A 16,417-nucleotide genomic window follows, 5' to 3' on the forward strand; every position below is an offset into this window, starting at 1 on the left:
GTTCGCGGCTCCGGCGCCCGAGACGTCCAGGGAACCTCCAAGCCCCTCATGCGGCCTGGTTCCGGACCCGGCAGGCGGGACCGTCAGTCCGCGAAGGAGGCGAACAGGAGGTTCAGACCTTCCGCCATGGTGGGGTGGGCGATGATCGCGTCGCGGAGCGCGGGGTACGGGAGCCCGGCCAGCATGGCGGTCTGCACGACCGTGAGCACTTCGGAGGACTCCGGCCCGAGCAGGGCCACGCCGAGGACGCGCTCGCTCTCCCGGTCGACGATCGCCTTCCACAGCCCGCGCATCTCGCGCGTCGTGCGCGCCCGCGGGATCGCGGCGACCGGCAGCTTCGCCACCCGGACGTCCATCCCGGCCGCCCGGGCCTCGGTCTCGGTGAGGCCCACCCTGGCCAGCTCGGGGTCGGTGAACAGGTTCCACGGGACCAGCCGGCCCGTCGTACGGCGGTCCCCGCCCGCGAGGTTGGCCTTCAGGATGCGGTAGTCGTCCAGGGAGACGTGGGTGAACTGCGGGCTCCCCGCGACGTCGCCGACCGCCCAGGTGTGCGGGGCGCTGGTGGCGAGCCGGTCGTCCACCTTGACGAACCCGCGGTCGTCCACCTCCACCCCGGCCGCCGCCAGATCGAGATCGCGGGTGACGGGGGCGCGGCCGGTGGCCACCAGCACGTCCGAGCCGGCGACCTCCCGGCCGTCGGTCAGCCGCACGGTCACCGCGCCGGTCTCGCCCGAGACCCGCTCCACCTGGACACCTGTGTGGATCACGACGCCGTCCTCGCGGAGGAACCCGGTCAGCGCCTCGGCGACGTCCGGGTCCTCGCCGGGCAGCAGCCGGGGGTTGCGGTCCAGCACGGTGACGCCGCTGCCGAAGCTCGCGAACATCTGGGCGAACTCCAGCCCGACGTACCCACCGCCGATCACCACCAGGTGGTCGGGGATGCGCTCCAGCCGCAGGATGCTCTCGCTGGTCAGCGGGGACACCTCGGCGAGCCCCGGGATGGCGGGGACGTGCGGGACGGTGCCGGTGTTGACCACCACGTCGGCGCCGCGCAGCACGCGCCGGCCGCCGTCCACCAGGTCGACCTCGACGGTGCGTTCGGCGACGAACCGCGCCGTGCCGAGGATGAAGTCCATGCCGCTGTCGATGAACTGGCGGTGGTTGATGTCCACCATGCCGCCCACGACGCCCTCCTTGTGGGCGCGCAGCAGGGGCAGGTCGGCCTCGGCCTTCTCGACGCGTACGCCGACCTCGCCGGCGCGGCGGATCCGCTGGAGCAGCCGGGCGCTGGTGACCAGGGACTTGGTCGGAATGCAGGCGACGTTGATGCAGGTGCCGCCGATCATCCCCCGCTCCACCATCGCGACCCGCCTGCCGCTGCGCGCGGCGTCCATCGCGAGGGTCTTGCCACCCTTGCCGCCGCCCACGACGAGCAGATCAACGTCTTCCATCCCAGCCCCCTGGCCGTCGTCCCCCATCACCGCCGCTCCCCGCGGCCGCCCAACTTCGTCAGCATATGACGCCCCTCACCCCCTCCCTCTCTCACCGCCCCTCAGCCCTACCTGAGCCGGATCGACCGGCCTCTGACTGAGAGGAGTGCGCGTCTGGTTGGCCTAGCACGCGCCGAGCGTGCGATTATCGCAACATGAGTGCGCTCGACTGGACCGAGATCGGGGAACGTGTCCGTGAATCACGCCTGGCCATGCGGCTTTCGCAGGAGCAACTGGCGGAGGCGATCGGCCTCGACCGGACCATGATCAGTAAAATCGAGGCGGGCGTCAGACGGCTTGACGCACTGGAACTGGCTCGGCTGGCACGAGCTCTCGATCACCCAGTCGCGCACTTCCTGACCCCGGCTCCGGCGGTCATGTCCCGCCGCACACCCTTGGCCGAGGACACCACCACTGACGCCGCCCAGATCTCGTATCGCATGGACACGGCTCTGGCGTCGTGGATCCGCGAGATTCAGCTGCTCGTTTCCCTTGACGCGCTCGAACTACGGCCCATCAAGCGCTACCCGGGGAAAGTGGATGGACGCGCCGCCGCGTCCGCCGCCGCCGGATGGCTGAGAAACGAACTGAGCATAGGGATCCAGCCCGTCCGATCGCTGGCCGATCTCTGCGAACGGTGCGGCCAGTACCTCATGCTGACCGACCTTCCGGGCGACGGTGCCTCGGCTGTGGACGGCGATGTGGCGGCGGCTGTGATCAGTATGACCGGCGAGCCCGGCCGACGACGCACGACCGCCGCTCACGAGCTCGGACATCTCGTACTCGGCGACGAATACTCATCGGATCTGGGAGTGCACGCCTCTCGCGACGAGCGCGAGGCCGTGGTCGACACCTTCGCCGCGGAGCTTCTCCTGCCGGTGAAGGTCGTCGCCGATGCACACGGCAAGCACGGCTCGACCCGATCGGCGCTCGTTCACCTGGCAGCCGAATACCGAACGTCATGGAGTCTCGCCCTTCGCCAGGCGCGAGCCGCAGAGGTGATCGGCAAAGCGGATGAGGCAACGCTGCGCGCCTGCCCTCCCACATTCGCCGAGTTCAGGGACTCACTGGGATGGACACCTCAGCCGGACCTGGACTCTATACGCGTGTCCCCGGGCTTCGCTCACGCCGTGATGACGGCCTACCGCAATGGCGACATCACGAGTCGCCGGGCCATGGAGCTCATGCACGGTGAACTGACAAGCGAGTCGGAGCTTCCGCCAAGGACCGACGAGGACGACGCCCCGTGACAATGGTGAAGCTCAGCGATCCCTTGCCCTCACTTGTGGCCGACGCCATGGTCATCCACCACTTCGCGAAAGCCGACCGTCTCGATGTCCTGGGCGCGTGTGTCGTCCAGATGACCACGACGAACATCGTGGCGGACGAGATCGAGAGATACGTTCACCACTATCCCTCGCTGGTGTCGCTCGCCAAGCTGGAGTGGCTCCAGATCCTCCCGCAGGACACCGACGAGGAGCTGATCGCCCTGCACCGCTGGGCTGCTCTACTCGGAGCCGGTGCGTACGATCTCGGAGAGGCCAGTGTGTTCGCGGCGGCGGAGACCCACTCCATGATCGCTCTGACCGATGATCGCGATGCGACCAGGGTAGGGCGACGCCGCGGGCTGGAGATCCACGGCACCGTCTGGCTGTTGACCCGGTTGTACGCACTCCAAAAGATGACATTGGTGGAAATCTGCGGCCATGTCGACGCGCTGAGGTCCACGGGCATGCGGCTCCCCTGCACGGGCACCGAACTACCCAGATGGGCACAGCACCACGGTCTTCTCTAACTCGCAATCGCGCGATCAACTGACTGACGCCAAGGGCATTTGGGGAGCGGGGGCGAGATGGTCGGGCGCGGGCTTGAGAAAAGGAGAAGGGGGCAGGTGAGGGCCTTCCGGGTAACGGCTCAGCGGTCCGGCGACTGGTGGGCGCTCGCCATTGAGGGGCCGGGGCTGCGGCGGCCCGCGTACACGCAGGCCCGCTGCCTGGACAAGGCCGAGCCGACGGTGCGAGATCTCCTCGTCCTGCGCTTCGACGTCGATCCCGCGAATGTGGGCAACATCGAGATCATCAGCGCTTGACGGAGGCGAGGCCGGGTGGGGCGGCGGCCAGGGCCTTGTGGATGGCCTCGACCAGGGCCAGCGCCGACTCCTCGGTCAGCTCCACCGCCACCCGCGCGGACGGCCCCTCGCCCGGATTGGTGAAGTCGATGTTCACCGTGTGCTCGTGGGTGGAGTGGTAGGGGTGGTCGACGTAGACGGCGCCCTGGCTGAGGGTGAACCAGCCGTTCGCCCCCTTGCCGGCGCCGTCCAGCTCGATCTTCTCGGTGAGATAGGTGCACATCGTGGGTCTCCCGTCAGGCGGCGAGGTGCCGGCCGTAGAAATCGAAGATCTTCTTCCAGCCCTCCATCGCCGCCGCGGGACGGTAGGCGGCCCGGTCGGTGGAGAAGAACGCGTGGCCCGCGCCCTCGAAGATGTGGAAGTCGTGCTCCTTGCCGAGCTTGTCCAGCTCGGCGGCCAGCACGGCGACCTCCTCCGGCGTCGGGTTGGCGTCGTCCTGGCCGAACAGGCCGAGCAGCGGGCACGACAGGTCGGGCGCCTTGGACAGCAGCGGGGTGGCCTTGAGCGGGAAGCCCTCTGGCGGGTTGGAGACGACGAACGCGCCGTAACAGTCCACCGCGGCGTCGATCGGCAGTGAGCAGGCGGCCAGGAAGGCCTGCCGGCCGCCCGAGCAGTAGCCGATGACGCCGATCTTGCCGTTGGCGTGGTCGAGCGCGTTCAGGTACGCGGAGGCCGCGGCCACGTCGCCCACGAGCTGCTCGTCCGGCACACCCCCCTTGGCCCGCGCGGCGGCGGCCTGGTCGTCCGGGCTCACTCCCGCGCCCTCCCGCGAGTACAGGTTCGGGCAGACCGCGGCGTACCCGTGCGCCGCGAACTTGCGCACGATCTCCTTGGTGGCCGTGTCGTAACCCGGCAGGTGGTGGATCACCACGACGCCGCCCCGCGGCCGGTCACCCAGCGGCCTGGCCAGATACGCCTCCAGCTCGGCGTCCTCGTATCCGGGGAACGCCACCGTACCCGCCCACATCGCGTCGCTCATGCCCTGCCTCCTCGCCGTGCGGCTCGCGGACTGCCGGCACCCCTGGGCCGGTGCGCACCGGACGCGATCGTCCGACCGCGAAATCACACAAGACTCTGATTATCCTCAAATCGACTATTAGCGAAGCTAACCATATCCCGGCGGAGCGCTACCGGTATTCCGGCGAATCCATCCTCGCCCCTACGCCGAGTCCCTACGTCACCGCGGTACCCCTTGCTGGCCGCGACCGCACAGCGCCGCCTGAACCTTCAGCCAGGATGGGGGACCTGATGTTACGACCTGGACAGCGGGCCGCGACGGACGCGTACGAGCGGCGGTGCCTGCAGGTGCTGCGCGTGGCCTACCCGCCGCGCTTCATGAAGACCCGGGGCGCCGAGATGCTCGGCACCCTGCTGGACCTCGCCGAACCCGGCCGGAGCCGCCCGAGCGCGCGCACCGTGCTGGACGTCCTGCGCGGCGGCCTCGCCCTGCGCCTGCGGGAACGCCCACCGCTCAGGCACTGGCTGCCGTACTGGTTCCTCGGATGGCGGCTGCCCGACAAGTACCGCTGGTGGGCGCGCGACGACCTGCTCGGCGCCTTCCTCCCCGAGCGCCGTCTCCTGGGCATGATCCTGCTCGTCGGCCTGCCGCTCGCCCTGCGGGACGACGACCAGGACCTCCGTACCCAGGCGGGCCGCGCCATCGTCTGGTCCCTCACCTACCTCACCTGCCGGCTCACCGCTTCGCGCACCCGGCGGCGGCTCCTCGCCAAGCACGGGTTCCACCCGGACGGCACCCCGTACCCCGCAACCCCGTCCACCGGCCGGCGGCGGGCGTCGAGTGCGGCGGGCTGAGCGGGTGTCCGGGGAGCCGTCCGCCGCGGGTCAGGAATCGCCGGGGACGACCAGGCCGGACTCGTAGGCGAGGATGACGAGCTGAGCACGGTCCCGGGCGTGCAGCTTGGTCATCGCCCGGTTGACGTGGGTCTTCGCGGTCAACGGGCTGATCACCATGCGGGCGGCGATCTGGTCGTTGGACAGGCCCCGCGCGACCAGGGCGACGGCCTCGCGTTCCCGGCCGGTCAGTTCCCGCAACCCGGTGCCGGTGCCGGCGACGAGCGGCTGAGTGATGTACCGGTCGATCAGCTTGCGGGTGATCGACGGCGCGAGCAGGGCGTCGCCGCGCGCGGCGACGCGTACGGCGTGCAGGAAGTCCTCCGGGAGGATGTCCTTGACGAGGAATCCCGCCGCGCCGGCGCGCAGCGCCTCGAAGACGTACTCGTCCAGGCCGTAGTTGGTCAGGATGACGACGTGCACCCCGGCCAGGGCCGGGTCCGCGGCGATCCGCCGGGTCGCCTCGATGCCGTCCATGACCGGCATCTGGACGTCGACGAGCGCGATGTCGGGCAGGTGCCGCCTGGCCAGCGCCAGGGCCTCGCCGCCGTGGGCGGCCTCGGCCACCACCTCGATGTCGTCCTCGATGTCGAGCAGCGCGCGGAACCCGCTGCGGATGAGCGGCTGGTCGTCGGCCAGCAGGACGCGGATCACGACCGCGGCGCCACGGGGAGCTCGGCGTGGACGGTGAAGCCGCCCTCGTCGCGCGGTGCCGCCCGCAGGTGACCTCCGAGGGCGGTGACCCGTTCACGCATCCCGAGCAGCCCGACGCCGGGCGCCGGCGCGGCGTCCGGCGTGGCCCTGCCGTCGTCATCGACCCGGATGACCAGACAGTCCGGGCGATAGGCGATGTGGACCGACGCGGTGGTGGCGGCGGCGTGCCGGGCGACGTTGGTCAGCGACTCCTGCACGATGCGGTACGCCGTCCGGTCCACCGCGACCGGCACGTCGTCCCGGTGTCCCTCGATCGTCAGTTGCGCGTCCAGGCCGGTCGTCCGAGCTCGTCCCACCAGGTCCGGGACGTGGTCGAGCCCTCGTGGCGGGCTCGCTCCGTCGTCGCGCAGCGCTTCCAGGGTCGCCCGGAGTTCCCGTGCCGCCTCCCGCCCGGCCTCCCGGATCACCAGCAGGGCGTCCGGCACCTGCTCCCCCCGCTTGCGGGCCAGGTGGACGGCGACCTCGGCCTGCACCTTGATGACGGAAATCTGGTGGGTGAGCGAATCGTGCAGCTCCCGCGCGATGTGCAACCGCTCCTCGTCGGCACGGCGCCGCGCGGTCTCCTCCCGGGTGCGTTCGGCCTCGTCCGCCCGGCGCTCGGCCTGCCGCAGCGCTTCACCGGCCGCGCCGGCGGCGACCAGCCAGGCCAGCGGGAGGACGTCCCGGCCGAGCATGAGCGCCTCACCCACGGACCGGTTCTGGGACGCGGCCATGAGCGCGAGCGGAACAGCCACCAGCATGATCACCGAACCCGCGATCGCGACGACGCGCCGTCCCGCCCGTACCACCGCGTACACCGCGAACAGATAGGCGACGGCGGGCACGTCGAAACCGAGGGTCTGGTACCCCAGGACGCACCCGCCGGTCACGGCCAGCACGGTGACCGGGGCCCTGCGGTGCGCCGCCAGCGACAGACCGCCGGTCACCAGCAACGCGTAGCCCAGCGGGCCGAAAGCCGTGGGGGCCTGGTGCCTGGACAGCCAGGTGACCAGCAGGATCGCCGCCACGCCCGCGGCGACCGCACCGTCTGTCAGGCCGATCCGCCCGCTGCCCATGGGTGCACCCTAGCCGGAGACCCGCGCGGGCGACTCCTGCGTACCGACGAGGGACCGCCTACCGCACACGCGGTACTTTCCCGGTTTCTGCGCCATGCGCGGTAGCCGGCTACGGCTGGGGCGGCAGCGCGAATCGCCCGCGCCGGCACGACGACTCCAGGTGGGGCCGGCGGAGATGATCGGGCGGATCCGACCGTAGGAAATGGAGCGCCTCATGCCCCTCCGTCGTCACCTGCTCAGCGCCGCCTCCTCCGCCCTGCCCGGAGGGTTCGCGCACATCCTGGCTCAGCCGGCCCCGGTCAGCGCCTCCACCTTGACCACCGGGCGTCTGTGGTCCCTGGTGGCCGCGCTGCTCGGACTGGCCGGCGTGGTCATCGGCGGGCTGGCCCTCGCCCGCGCCTCCGGTCGCATCGGCGCCGGCACCGGCAGAAGGGGGGCCTTCGTGGCCCTGGGTACGGGACTGGCCGGCGCGGTCATCGGCGGGCTGGTCGTGGCCGCCGCCAAGGGTGGGCCGGGCACCGGCTACGGAATCGTCGGCGGCTACCTGGCCGTGGTGGTCGGGCTGGTCGCCCTGCTCCTCGGCGCGCTGGCCCTGACCCGCTCCCGCCGTACCTCCGTCTGACCGCCGTCCGGCGCCACCCCCGCACGCCAGGGGCGGCCATCGCGCCCGGTCTCGCCGTTCCCGGCGGACCCGGGAAGGAGCACGCGATGGCCGCCCGCAGGTCACCGGTGGAGATTCCCGCCCCCTCGGCCGGTGGCTCAGGAGATCCTGGAGGACTCCATGATCCAGTTGGTCTCCCAGGTCCGCCCGCCGTCGTAGGAGAACGCCTGCTCCCAGCGGGCCGACGTCTCGGTGATCTCCGACCAGACGAACCGGACCCGGATCGGCACGCCGTCGTCGGCGTCGTCGGCGTAGAAGGTGCCCACCCCGCCCTCGAACCCGCCGACCACCGGCACCGGGTCAAGGCCGCGCGTGCTGTTCAGCCAGTACAGCGACCACTCCTCCCGGGCGGCGTCGTAGACCCGGACCGTGGCCCCGTCGAAATCCCGGTCCGGAAAGGTGATCTCATCGAAGTTGCCCGCTCCACCCCAGAAGCTCCGCGCGACGGAGCGGCCGGGGAACTCCTCCCACTCGGTGCATCCGGCGTTGCGCTTCACCAGCCGCCGGTTGGCCACCTCCCAGGTGCCCACGTAGAACCCGAAGTCGCCGGCGCCGGTCACCGTCCCACCAGCCCTTCCGGACGCTGGTCGGCGAGGTAGCCGTCCAGGTCGGGGACGTCCTTGACGAACATGTGCCGCACCCAGGCGGCCCGCTCGTACTCCAGGGAGGGCAGCTCCCACACGCAGCCCATCCAGCGCCGCGGCTCGGTCACGAAGTTCGCCGGGTCCTCGTCGGGGCATCCGGCCGCGGGCTGCCCGGCCGCCGCGACGTGCACCTCGACCACGTTGTCCCACACCCAGGTGAAGGCCAGCAGGTAGGCGCCGGTGTCCCCGCCCCTGTGGAGGACGATCCAGCCCGCCGGTGCGTCGTCCGCGGGTGCCGGCACCAGGTGCGGCAGGTAGTCGTAGGCCGCCTTCTCGACCTCGGGTTCGATCGGCCGCTCGGGCCGCTCGACGTGGTACCGCTTGTACGGGCGGCCGCCCACCACCAAGGGCGCGAGCGGCCGCATTGTCTTCTCCAGAAACGCCATGAGGGGACGGTAGAGGCGGTCCACTGACACGTATTGTCAGCAGATGTGCGAGCTTCCCGGCTTCTGGCCATCCTGCTGCTGCTCCAGTCCCGTGGCCGCATGACCGCGCGCCAGCTCGCCGACGAGCTGGAGGTCAGCGTCCGCACCGTCTACCGGGACGTGGAGTCGCTGCACACGGCCGGCATCCCGATGTACGGCGACGCCGGGCACCGGGGCGGCTACCGGCTGCTGGACGGGTTCCGCACCCGCCTCACCGGACTGACCGGCCAGGAGGCCGAGGCACTGTTCCTGGCGGGTCTGCCGGGACCGGCCGCCGAGCTGGGCCTGGGCGCGCTCGCCGCCGCGGCCGAACGCAAGATCGAGGCCGCGCTGCCCGCCGAACTGCGTGCGAGCGCCCGCCGCATCCGGGAGCACTTCCACCTCGACGCGCCCGGCTGGTACCACGACGGGGACCAGGTGCCCCGCCTGCCGGAGGTGGCGGGCGCCGTGTGGAACCGGCGGGTCATCCGCGTCCTGTACCGCCGGTGGGCCGAACCGTCCGAGGTCGAGCGGACGCTGCAGCCGTACGGGCTCGTCCTGAAGGCCGGCAAGTGGTACCTGGTGGCCCGGTGCGACGGCACGCTGCGGACCTACCGCGTCAACCAGATCCTCCACCTGGAGGTGACGGGCGAGGCGTTCACCCGGCCGGACGACTTCGACCTCGCCGGCCACTGGCGGGAGCACCTGGCGGACTTCCGTTCCCGGCTCTTCCAGGGCCACGCCGTCATCCGTCTCTCCCCGGCGGGCCGGGAGCGGCTGACCGACACGATGAGCTCGGCCGTCGCCGACGCCGTGGCCGAGACCGCGGGCCCGCCCGACGACCAGGGCTGGATCACCGCGACCGTCCCCATCGAGTCCCTGACCCACGCGCACGGCGAGTTCCTCAAACTCGGCGCCGAGGTCGTCGTCCTCGATCCCCCCGAACTGCGCCACCGCCTCACCCGGACCGCCCACGCCCTCGCGGCGCTCTACCCGTGAGACCCGCCCGAGATCCCACCGATCGCCCCCGTCCGCACCGCGCGGACCGCCCGTTGAACGCCTGGCACGAACGTCCGTCGGATACGCGGCCGATACCTGGTCGAGCGCCCGCGGATACGCGGCGGCGGCGGGGTCGACGCACGGGCCGCGCAGGATGGCCGTCATGTTCTCCTTCCGAATCAGCAAGAGGCCTGCGGCGCTGGTCACCGCGGCGATGGTGCTGGCCGCCTGCGGTGGCACGACCCCTGCGGCCGGATCATCAGTGTCCGCCACGCCTGGCGCGCGTGGTGTGGGCGACCCGCTTTTCGCGTACCTGGGCAACGGCGGCTACGACGTCGGCTCCTATGACGTGAGCTACGACTATCGGAGCGGCACCACCAAGATGGACGCGTCCGTGCGGATCGCGGCGACCACGACGCAGGCCCTGTCCGAGTTCAGCCTGGACGCCGCGGTGGAAAGAGTCGACCGGGTCACCGTGGACGGCCGCGCCGCCCGCTTCCGCGTCTCGGGGCAGAAGCTGCTGATCACGCCGGCACGCGAACTGCCGCGGGGGCGACGCTTCCGCGTGGCCGTCTCGTTCCGCGTCGACCGTACCGCCAACCCCCAGTCACCCGCCTTCCCCTCGGACGAGAAGCCGCACCGCGCCGCCTGGGTCGCCCAGAAGGACGGCTTCGCGCTCTTGGGACAGCCGGACCGGACTCACCTGTTCTTCCCCTGCAACGATCACCCCAGCGACAAGGCGAAGGTCACCTTCCGCATCACCACCCCGAAGGGCCTGCGAGCGGTCGCCAACGGGACGCTCCGCTCACGCCACGAGAAAGCGGGACGCGTCACCTACGTCTTCGCCACCCGCGACCCCATCCCGACCCACGTCGTGCAGGCCGCCGTCGGCCACTTCACCGCGTTCCAGGCCAAGGGGCCCCGTGGCCTGCCGCTGCGCAGTTACGTGGCCACCGCGCAGGCCGCCAAGGCGCGCCCCTTCGTCGAGGGCATCGCCGAGCAGGTCGTCTGGATGGAGAAGCAGGTCGGCCCGTACCCCTTCGAGACCTACGGCGTGCTCGGCATGCCCGACGGCTACGAGGGCGTCGCGCTGGAGGCCGCGACCATCTCGACCTACGCCGCGGAAAGCCTGACCGGGACCGACGAGCAGGGCCACGTGACCCAGGAAGAGGTCCAGAACGACAAGGTCACCATGATGCACGAGCTGGCCCACCAGTACTTCGGCGACGCGGTCGCGGTCCGCGACTGGAACCAGATGTGGATCAGCGAGGGGCACGCCGAGTTCTACCAGGTCCTGTACGCCGTGGAGCAGGGCTGGCGCGACCTGGACGACCCCGCGCGCGGGCTGCGCGCCCGCTACGACTTCGACGGGGACAAGCGCGTCGAGTCAGGTCCGCCGGGGAACATGAAGCATGCGCGGGACGTGCTCGTCGGCACTAACACCGCCGGCCTGCTGATGCTGTTCGGCCTGCGGGAACTGGTCGGCCCCGACACCTTCCGCCGGATCGAGAAGACCTTCTTCGCCGAGTACCGCGGACGCTCGGCGAGCACCCCGGACTACATCAAGGTCGCCAACCGGGTGAGCGGCAAGGACCTGACCCGCTACATCAACGGCTGGATTTACGACGCGACCACCCCGCCGATGCCGGGCCACCCGGACTGGCGGCCGAGAGGATGACAGCGGTCGCACGACCGGTGGCGACCGGCACGAGGACCGGCTCATACGAGGGTGGGGCCGGACGGGACGCGGGCCGTCGCCGGGATGGACGGCCGTGGTCAGATGACAGGGTCGTGAGAGCGGGAGGGCTGGGTCTGGAGACGCCATAGGGCGCCGCAGCAGCCGAGGATGAGGAACATCACGTTCGTGATAATCGGGAAGCCGAAGGTGCCGAAGCCGAAGATGGCGACGGCCACCGAGCCAGCGGGCCGGCATCCTGCTCGCCGATGAACCCGTCGCCGCCCTCGACCCCGCGGCCGCCGACCAGGTGCTGGAACTGCTGGCCGAACTCACCCGCGACCAGGGCCTGGCGGTGGCCGCGGTACTCCACCAACCGGACCTGGCCCGGCGGTACGCCGACCGGGTCGCCGGGATCCTGCACGGGCGGCTCGTTCTCGACACGCCGCCCGCCGGACTGTCCGACGCCGATCTCGCCGGCCTGTACGCCTCAGGGGAGACCACCCGATGACCACCGGCCCCGCTCCGACGTCCGGTGACGTGCCCGGCACCCGGCCGATCCCACCCCGGCGCCTGACACCTTCGGCGTTCGTTATCGCCGTCATCACCGCACTCGCGGCGCTGCACGCCCTCGCCTGGCGGGGCACCGACTTCTCCCCCATCGCGCTGGTTCAGGGCTGGCAGGGAATGGCGGACTTCGCGGGCGAAGCGCTCCCACCCGACCTGTCGTGGAACGACGTGCTCCGCCCGGGGATCGAGGCGGCGCTCGTCACGCTCTACATCGGCCTGCTCGGCACGACGTTCTCGGTGCCGTTCGCGCTCGTACTGGCGGTGCTGGGCGCCCGGACGACCACCCCGAATCCGTGGGTCTACCAGGCGTCCCGGTCGCTGCTGTCGTTCCTGCGGGCGGTGCCGGACGTCGTCTTCGCGCTGATCTTCATCACGGCGGTCGGGCTCGGCCCGTTCGCGGGGGTGCTCGCGCTGATCTTCCACAACACCGGTGTCATGGGGAAGCTGTGGTCCGAGGCGATGGAGGAGACCGACCTCGGACCTCGGGACGCGCTGCGGACCAACGGCGCCACCGGCCTCCAGGTGGTGGCGCACGCGGTCCTGCCCGCCGTGGTGCCGCAGTTCGTCGGCCTTCTGCTGTACCGCTTCGACGTCAACGTGCGCTCGTCCCTGGTGCTCGGCCTCGTCGGCGCCGGGGGGATCGGCTTCCTGATCAACCAGGCCATCAAGCTGTTCCGCTTCGACCAGATGCTCACCCACATCATGATCGTCCTGGTCCTCGTCGTCGCCGTGGACCTCCTGTCGGCCCGGATCCGCCGCATGATCCGCTGACGGAGAGCACACGGGTGCGGTGCGGCCCGCGGGAACCGGCCGGCCCGGACACGATGACGCGCGTCTCCTCCACGTCGCCCGGTCGACGGCCGCGGGCCGACGCAGAACCTTCACATCGTGTCGACGGGATCCGAACCGCGCGTCTGTAGATTCCGGGCCGTGACCGTTGATACCGGTGCTTTCATCGACTTTCTACGTGACTTCGAAGGGGCCGCGCTGCTCCGGGGGACCTGGGGCGACCCGGACTGGAGCCAGGACGCACGGCTGGCGCCCGTCCTGGTGCGGAGCCTGCAACGGTTCCAGGTCGGGGAGAGCGGCGACGGCCGCGGCCTGATCGCCAAGGCCGACGCGGCGGGCGACCCGGTGTACGCGGAGGCGATCCGCCTGTTCGTCGCGGAGGAACGCGGGCATGCCCGTCTGCTGGCCCGCCTGCTGGAGGCCGCGGGGGCGCCGACCATCACCGGGCACTGGAGCGACGCGGTGTTCGTCCGGCTGCGACGGCTCCTCGGCCTGCGGACCGAGCTGATGGTCCTGATGCTCGCCGAGGTGGTCGCGCTCGCGTACTACCGGGCGGTACGCGACGGCGTCCGCGATCCGCTCGCCGCCGACGTGGCGGGCCGGATCCTGTCGGACGAGCTGCGCCACGTGCCCTTCCACTGCGCGCGGCTGCGGCGGTCGTTCGCCGGCGCCTCCCGGCCGTTCCGGGCGGTCGCCTCGGCTCTGTGGTGGGTGCTGCTGACCGGCGCGGTGACCGTGGTGCTGCTCGACCATGGGCAGGCCCTGCGGGGTCTCGGCGTATCCCCGGCCGGCTTCGCCCGCGAGGTCAAGGTGACCTTCCGCGCCGTCGTCGCCGATGTGATGTGGTCGGCCGGGCAACCGGCCGGCTCGGCGTCGGAGGCCCGGAGCGGACGGTGATCGATCTGACGGAAGGTCAGAGGGACGGGCGCTGGGTCTGCAGCCGCCAGAGGGCGCCGCAGCAGCCGAGGATGAGGAACATCACGTTGGTGATCATCGGGAAGCTGAAGGCGTCGAAGGTGCCGAAGCCGAAGATGGCGACGGCCACCGAGGCCGCGAAGCACTGCGCCAGGTGGCGGGTCTCCTCGTCGGCGGCCGCGCGGCGGGCGCCCCGGGCCAGCAGCCAGCCGGTGGCCAGGAAGACAAGGAGCGCGCCCACGCCGATCAGGCCGGTCTCCAGCGCCGACATCAGGTACTGGTTGTCGATGACGCGGTACATGCGCGGCAGGTAGGTCGCGAAGCCCTGGCCGAACAGCGGGCGTTGGGAGACCGCCGCGACGACGGCGTCGTAGTCGCCGGTGCGGGTGGTGGAGTTCTCGTCCGATCCGATGACCGAGATCAGGTTGAGCACGGTGCCGATGAGGCCGGGGATCATCAGCCGCATCAGGATGGAGGCGGCGCCGCCGATGAGCAGCGCGCGCAGCCGCCACTCCGAGGGCCAGGTGGGCAGCAGCACGACCAGGACGACGAACAGGCCGAGGATGGCCGAGCGGGAGACGCTCATGGGCAGCGTGCCGGCGATGAGCGCCACCATCCACCAGCGCTTGCGCCGCTGTTCGGGGATGCGGCAGTAGATCGCTCCATGCAGGGCCAGCGGCAGGACGGCGGCCAGCACGACGCCGAGCTCGATGGGGTGGGTGGCGGTGCCGGACGGCCGGAAGAAGCCCTCGCGCTCGAACAGGACCGCTGAGCCCTTCTCCACCAGACCGGGCAGCGCCATGTACTGGGTGACCTCGATGCCGGTGAAGAACTGGACCATCGCGATGAACGCCGGGAAGGACGCGCCCAGCACGATGCGGTGGCGCAGGGTCTCCAGGCGGTCCATGGTGTTCACGCCGTCGGCGGTGACCAGGGCGATGCCCGCCCAGCCGGCGACCAGCACCAGGCCGAGGTCGGCGGCGTTCACCTCGTCGGCCGACAGCGGCCGGGTCGTGGCCGCGATGTAGCTCGCCAGCACCGACAGGCCGAGGAAGACGATGACGAGGCGTACCGGCTGCTTGCCTCTGATCGGCGTCCAGCGCGGCGACAGGGTGGACAGCAGGTACCACACCAGTAGCAGCACGGCGACCATGGACGAGGGCGAGCCGGCGCCGCCCAGGGGGCCGACGACGTACCTGGCCGGCATGACGAACAGGACGATCAGGAAGAACGTGATGATCGTTACCGGGTCGACGCGGGCTTTCGGCAGCCTCGGGGTGCGTACCGGCCGGCCCGCGGGACGGTGGGCGGGTGCGGCGGCCTCCGAGGTGCTCGTCACCGCCCCGGCCTGGTCGGGTCGAACACGACGTACGGCTCGTCGTCGGCGTCACCGGGGGCGGACGAGGGACGCGGACGCTGGTGGGGTGCGGTCACGTCCGACGAGGGGTCGGCGGCGCGGCGGGACGAACCGCGGGATCGCGGGCCGGAGGCCGTGCCGCGTGCGGCGGAGGCGCCGCGCGGACGATCGCTCTCGTCGGTCCACACGTACAGGTCTTCCTGGGGCGCCGATAAGGGAGCGGTGTACCCGCCGTCGCCGTCGCCCTTGTCCGCCCACGGGTCGCGCGGCTCGCCCTGAGACGGGTTCTTGGCCGGGGACGGCCCGGAGCCGGGCCGCCGGTCGTACCCCTTGGACTCGGGCGGGTCGAACGGCCGCGGGGATCGGGCGGGCGGGCGGCTGCGCGGCAGGCCACCGCTGGGACGCACCGTGGCGCCGCCGCCGGAGCGCGGGAGGCGCTGCTGCTGGTGCGCAGCCGGCGCCTGCCCACCAGGGCGGGGTGCGCCGTGGTCGGCGGGCTGGGCGAGCCGCCGCCGCTTCTGCGCGAGCGACTCCAGAAACAGCGGGACGCCCAGCGTCACCAGCATGCCGCCCGCGAAGATGATCACCAGCATGCGGATCTTCTTCTCGGGGGTGAGCTCGGCCTCCTCGGTGGAGGTCACCAGCTCGGCCCGGATGGTGGCGTCCGGCAGGATCGACGACTTGCGCTGCATCTCGGTCAGCCGCTGCTGGCTGAGGGTGGCGAGCGTCTCCATCGTCGCCTGGGCGATCTTGGGATCGGGCCCGGTGGCGGTGATGTCGAGCAGCGGGCCGCGTGAGTCCTGCGCGAGGCCGACGGTGTACTCCGCGGTATTGCCCTTGTCCTTGAGCATCTGCAGCGTGCGCTCGTCGCTCATGCCCCGCGAGATCACCTCGGCGGTGATCGTCAGAGAGGCGTCGAAGGCCAGCCAGGGATTGCCGCCGACCGGCTGCGAGCCCTTCCTGGACGACAGGAAGACCACCGTCGCCTTGGACTCGTACTGCCAGGGGATGGCGAAGAACGCCCCGACGGTCGCGATGATGGTCACCGCCAGCAACGCGACCGTCACTGGCCATCGCCGCAGCAGCGCGCGCAGCGAATCAAGCAGGTCCATAGTGTCCCTTCACCCCTGCCCGGCCGGCCATGTCGACCATTCCCACCCCGCC

At 71.3% G+C, this 16,417-nt stretch carries 19 protein-coding genes; 10 read left to right on the plus strand and 9 right to left on the minus strand.

Annotated features, from left to right (window positions below; translation table 11 throughout):
• Positions 1-83 precede the first annotated feature (83 nt).
• Positions 84-1,451, minus strand: coding sequence for a dihydrolipoyl dehydrogenase family protein (locus IEY93_RS11090; RefSeq protein ID WP_189162906.1), 1,368 nt, complete (start codon positions 1,449-1,451; stop codon positions 84-86).
• A 194-nt stretch (positions 1,452-1,645) separates the two neighbouring features.
• Between IEY93_RS11090 and IEY93_RS11095 the strand changes: the two genes are divergently transcribed.
• From IEY93_RS11095 to IEY93_RS11105, 3 genes are all read left to right on the plus strand, one after another.
• Complete coding sequence (locus tag IEY93_RS11095; protein WP_189162907.1) at positions 1,646-2,740, plus strand: helix-turn-helix domain-containing protein; 1,095 nt, start codon at positions 1,646-1,648, stop codon at positions 2,738-2,740.
• A 2-nt stretch (positions 2,741-2,742) separates the two neighbouring features.
• Positions 2,743-3,285, plus strand: coding sequence for a PIN domain-containing protein (locus IEY93_RS11100; protein WP_504739355.1), 543 nt, complete (start codon positions 2,743-2,745; stop codon positions 3,283-3,285).
• A 96-nt stretch (positions 3,286-3,381) separates the two neighbouring features.
• Positions 3,382-3,579, plus strand: coding sequence for a hypothetical protein (locus tag IEY93_RS11105; RefSeq protein ID WP_189162909.1), 198 nt, complete (start codon positions 3,382-3,384; stop codon positions 3,577-3,579).
• On the opposite strand, the gene IEY93_RS11110 is transcribed toward IEY93_RS11105, so the two are convergent.
• Together IEY93_RS11110 and IEY93_RS11115 are read right to left on the minus strand one after the other, a co-directional pair.
• On the minus strand, positions 3,569-3,841 hold the full coding sequence (locus tag IEY93_RS11110; RefSeq protein ID WP_189162910.1) for a DUF6295 family protein: 273 nt from the start codon (positions 3,839-3,841) through the stop codon (positions 3,569-3,571). The two genes, IEY93_RS11105 and IEY93_RS11110, sit on opposite strands and share 11 nt — an antisense overlap.
• Before the next feature lie 13 nt (positions 3,842-3,854).
• A complete protein-coding gene (locus IEY93_RS11115) occupies positions 3,855-4,598 on the minus strand; it encodes a dienelactone hydrolase family protein (RefSeq protein ID WP_189162911.1) in 744 nt (247 codons plus the stop codon).
• Positions 4,599-4,867: 269 nt separating this feature from the next.
• Between IEY93_RS11115 and IEY93_RS11120 the strand changes: the two genes are divergently transcribed.
• Entirely contained in the window at positions 4,868-5,431 is a 564-nt protein-coding gene (locus IEY93_RS11120; protein ID WP_189162912.1) for a hypothetical protein, read from the plus strand.
• A gap of 30 nt (positions 5,432-5,461) precedes the next feature.
• Here the strand turns inward: IEY93_RS11120 and IEY93_RS11125 are convergent, their stop codons facing one another.
• Positions 5,462-6,124 carry a response regulator gene (locus tag IEY93_RS11125; protein ID WP_189162913.1) on the minus strand — a complete coding sequence of 221 codons (663 nt, stop codon included), beginning with the start codon at positions 6,122-6,124 and terminating at the stop codon, positions 5,462-5,464.
• Positions 6,121-7,239 carry a sensor histidine kinase gene (locus IEY93_RS11130; protein ID WP_189162914.1) on the minus strand — a complete coding sequence of 373 codons (1,119 nt, stop codon included), beginning with the start codon at positions 7,237-7,239 and terminating at the stop codon, positions 6,121-6,123. The genes IEY93_RS11125 and IEY93_RS11130 overlap by 4 nt, the downstream gene beginning before the upstream one ends.
• 214 nt (positions 7,240-7,453) lie before the next feature.
• Here IEY93_RS11130 and IEY93_RS11135 point away from each other — a divergent pair, with 214 nt between their 5' ends.
• Positions 7,454-7,861, plus strand: coding sequence for a DUF6223 family protein (locus IEY93_RS11135; protein ID WP_229691041.1), 408 nt, complete (start codon positions 7,454-7,456; stop codon positions 7,859-7,861).
• Between the two features lie 137 nt (positions 7,862-7,998).
• Here IEY93_RS11135 and IEY93_RS11140 read toward each other — a convergent pair whose 3' ends face one another.
• Both IEY93_RS11140 and IEY93_RS11145 read right to left on the minus strand, forming a co-directional pair.
• A complete protein-coding gene (locus IEY93_RS11140) occupies positions 7,999-8,460 on the minus strand; it encodes a hypothetical protein (protein WP_189162915.1) in 462 nt (153 codons plus the stop codon).
• Positions 8,457-8,930 (minus strand): hypothetical protein, encoded by a 474-nt coding sequence (locus IEY93_RS11145; RefSeq protein WP_189162916.1) that lies wholly within the window; start codon positions 8,928-8,930, stop codon positions 8,457-8,459. The genes IEY93_RS11140 and IEY93_RS11145 overlap by 4 nt, the downstream gene beginning before the upstream one ends.
• A 45-nt stretch (positions 8,931-8,975) precedes the next feature.
• Here IEY93_RS11145 and IEY93_RS11150 point away from each other — a divergent pair, with 45 nt between their 5' ends.
• The 5 genes from IEY93_RS11150 to IEY93_RS11170 all read left to right on the plus strand — a co-directional run bounded on the left by IEY93_RS11150 (position 8,976) and on the right by IEY93_RS11170 (position 13,878).
• Positions 8,976-9,947 (plus strand): helix-turn-helix transcriptional regulator, encoded by a 972-nt coding sequence (locus tag IEY93_RS11150; RefSeq protein WP_189162917.1) that lies wholly within the window; start codon positions 8,976-8,978, stop codon positions 9,945-9,947.
• Between the two features lie 163 nt (positions 9,948-10,110).
• Complete coding sequence (locus IEY93_RS11155) at positions 10,111-11,625, plus strand: M1 family metallopeptidase (protein ID WP_189162918.1); 1,515 nt, start codon at positions 10,111-10,113, stop codon at positions 11,623-11,625.
• A 307-nt stretch (positions 11,626-11,932) separates the two neighbouring features.
• The gene (locus IEY93_RS11160; protein WP_189162919.1) at positions 11,933-12,133 is read left to right on the plus strand and encodes a P-loop NTPase family protein; all 201 of its coding nucleotides are present in this window, start codon (positions 11,933-11,935) and stop codon (positions 12,131-12,133) included.
• Positions 12,130-12,963 (plus strand): phosphonate ABC transporter, permease protein PhnE, encoded by an 834-nt coding sequence (gene phnE, locus IEY93_RS11165; RefSeq protein WP_189162920.1) that lies wholly within the window; start codon positions 12,130-12,132, stop codon positions 12,961-12,963. The genes IEY93_RS11160 and phnE overlap by 4 nt, the downstream gene beginning before the upstream one ends.
• 159 nt (positions 12,964-13,122) lie before the next feature.
• On the plus strand, positions 13,123-13,878 hold the full coding sequence (locus IEY93_RS11170; RefSeq protein ID WP_189162921.1) for a ferritin-like domain-containing protein: 756 nt from the start codon (positions 13,123-13,125) through the stop codon (positions 13,876-13,878).
• Between the two features lie 16 nt (positions 13,879-13,894).
• Here IEY93_RS11170 and IEY93_RS11175 read toward each other — a convergent pair whose 3' ends face one another.
• Together IEY93_RS11175 and IEY93_RS11180 are read right to left on the minus strand one after the other, a co-directional pair.
• Complete coding sequence (locus IEY93_RS11175; protein WP_189162922.1) at positions 13,895-15,235, minus strand: O-antigen ligase family protein; 1,341 nt, start codon at positions 15,233-15,235, stop codon at positions 13,895-13,897.
• Positions 15,232-16,365, minus strand: a complete 1,134-nt coding sequence (locus IEY93_RS11180) for a YveK family protein (RefSeq protein ID WP_189162923.1) — start codon at positions 16,363-16,365, stop codon at positions 15,232-15,234. The genes IEY93_RS11175 and IEY93_RS11180 overlap by 4 nt, the downstream gene beginning before the upstream one ends.
• Between the last annotated feature and the right edge of the window lie 52 nt (positions 16,366-16,417).

The sequence above is a fragment of the Sphaerisporangium melleum genome, from assembly GCF_014646695.1.
In the GTDB taxonomy this organism is placed as follows: Bacteria; Actinomycetota; Actinomycetes; order Streptosporangiales; family Streptosporangiaceae; genus Sphaerisporangium; species Sphaerisporangium melleum.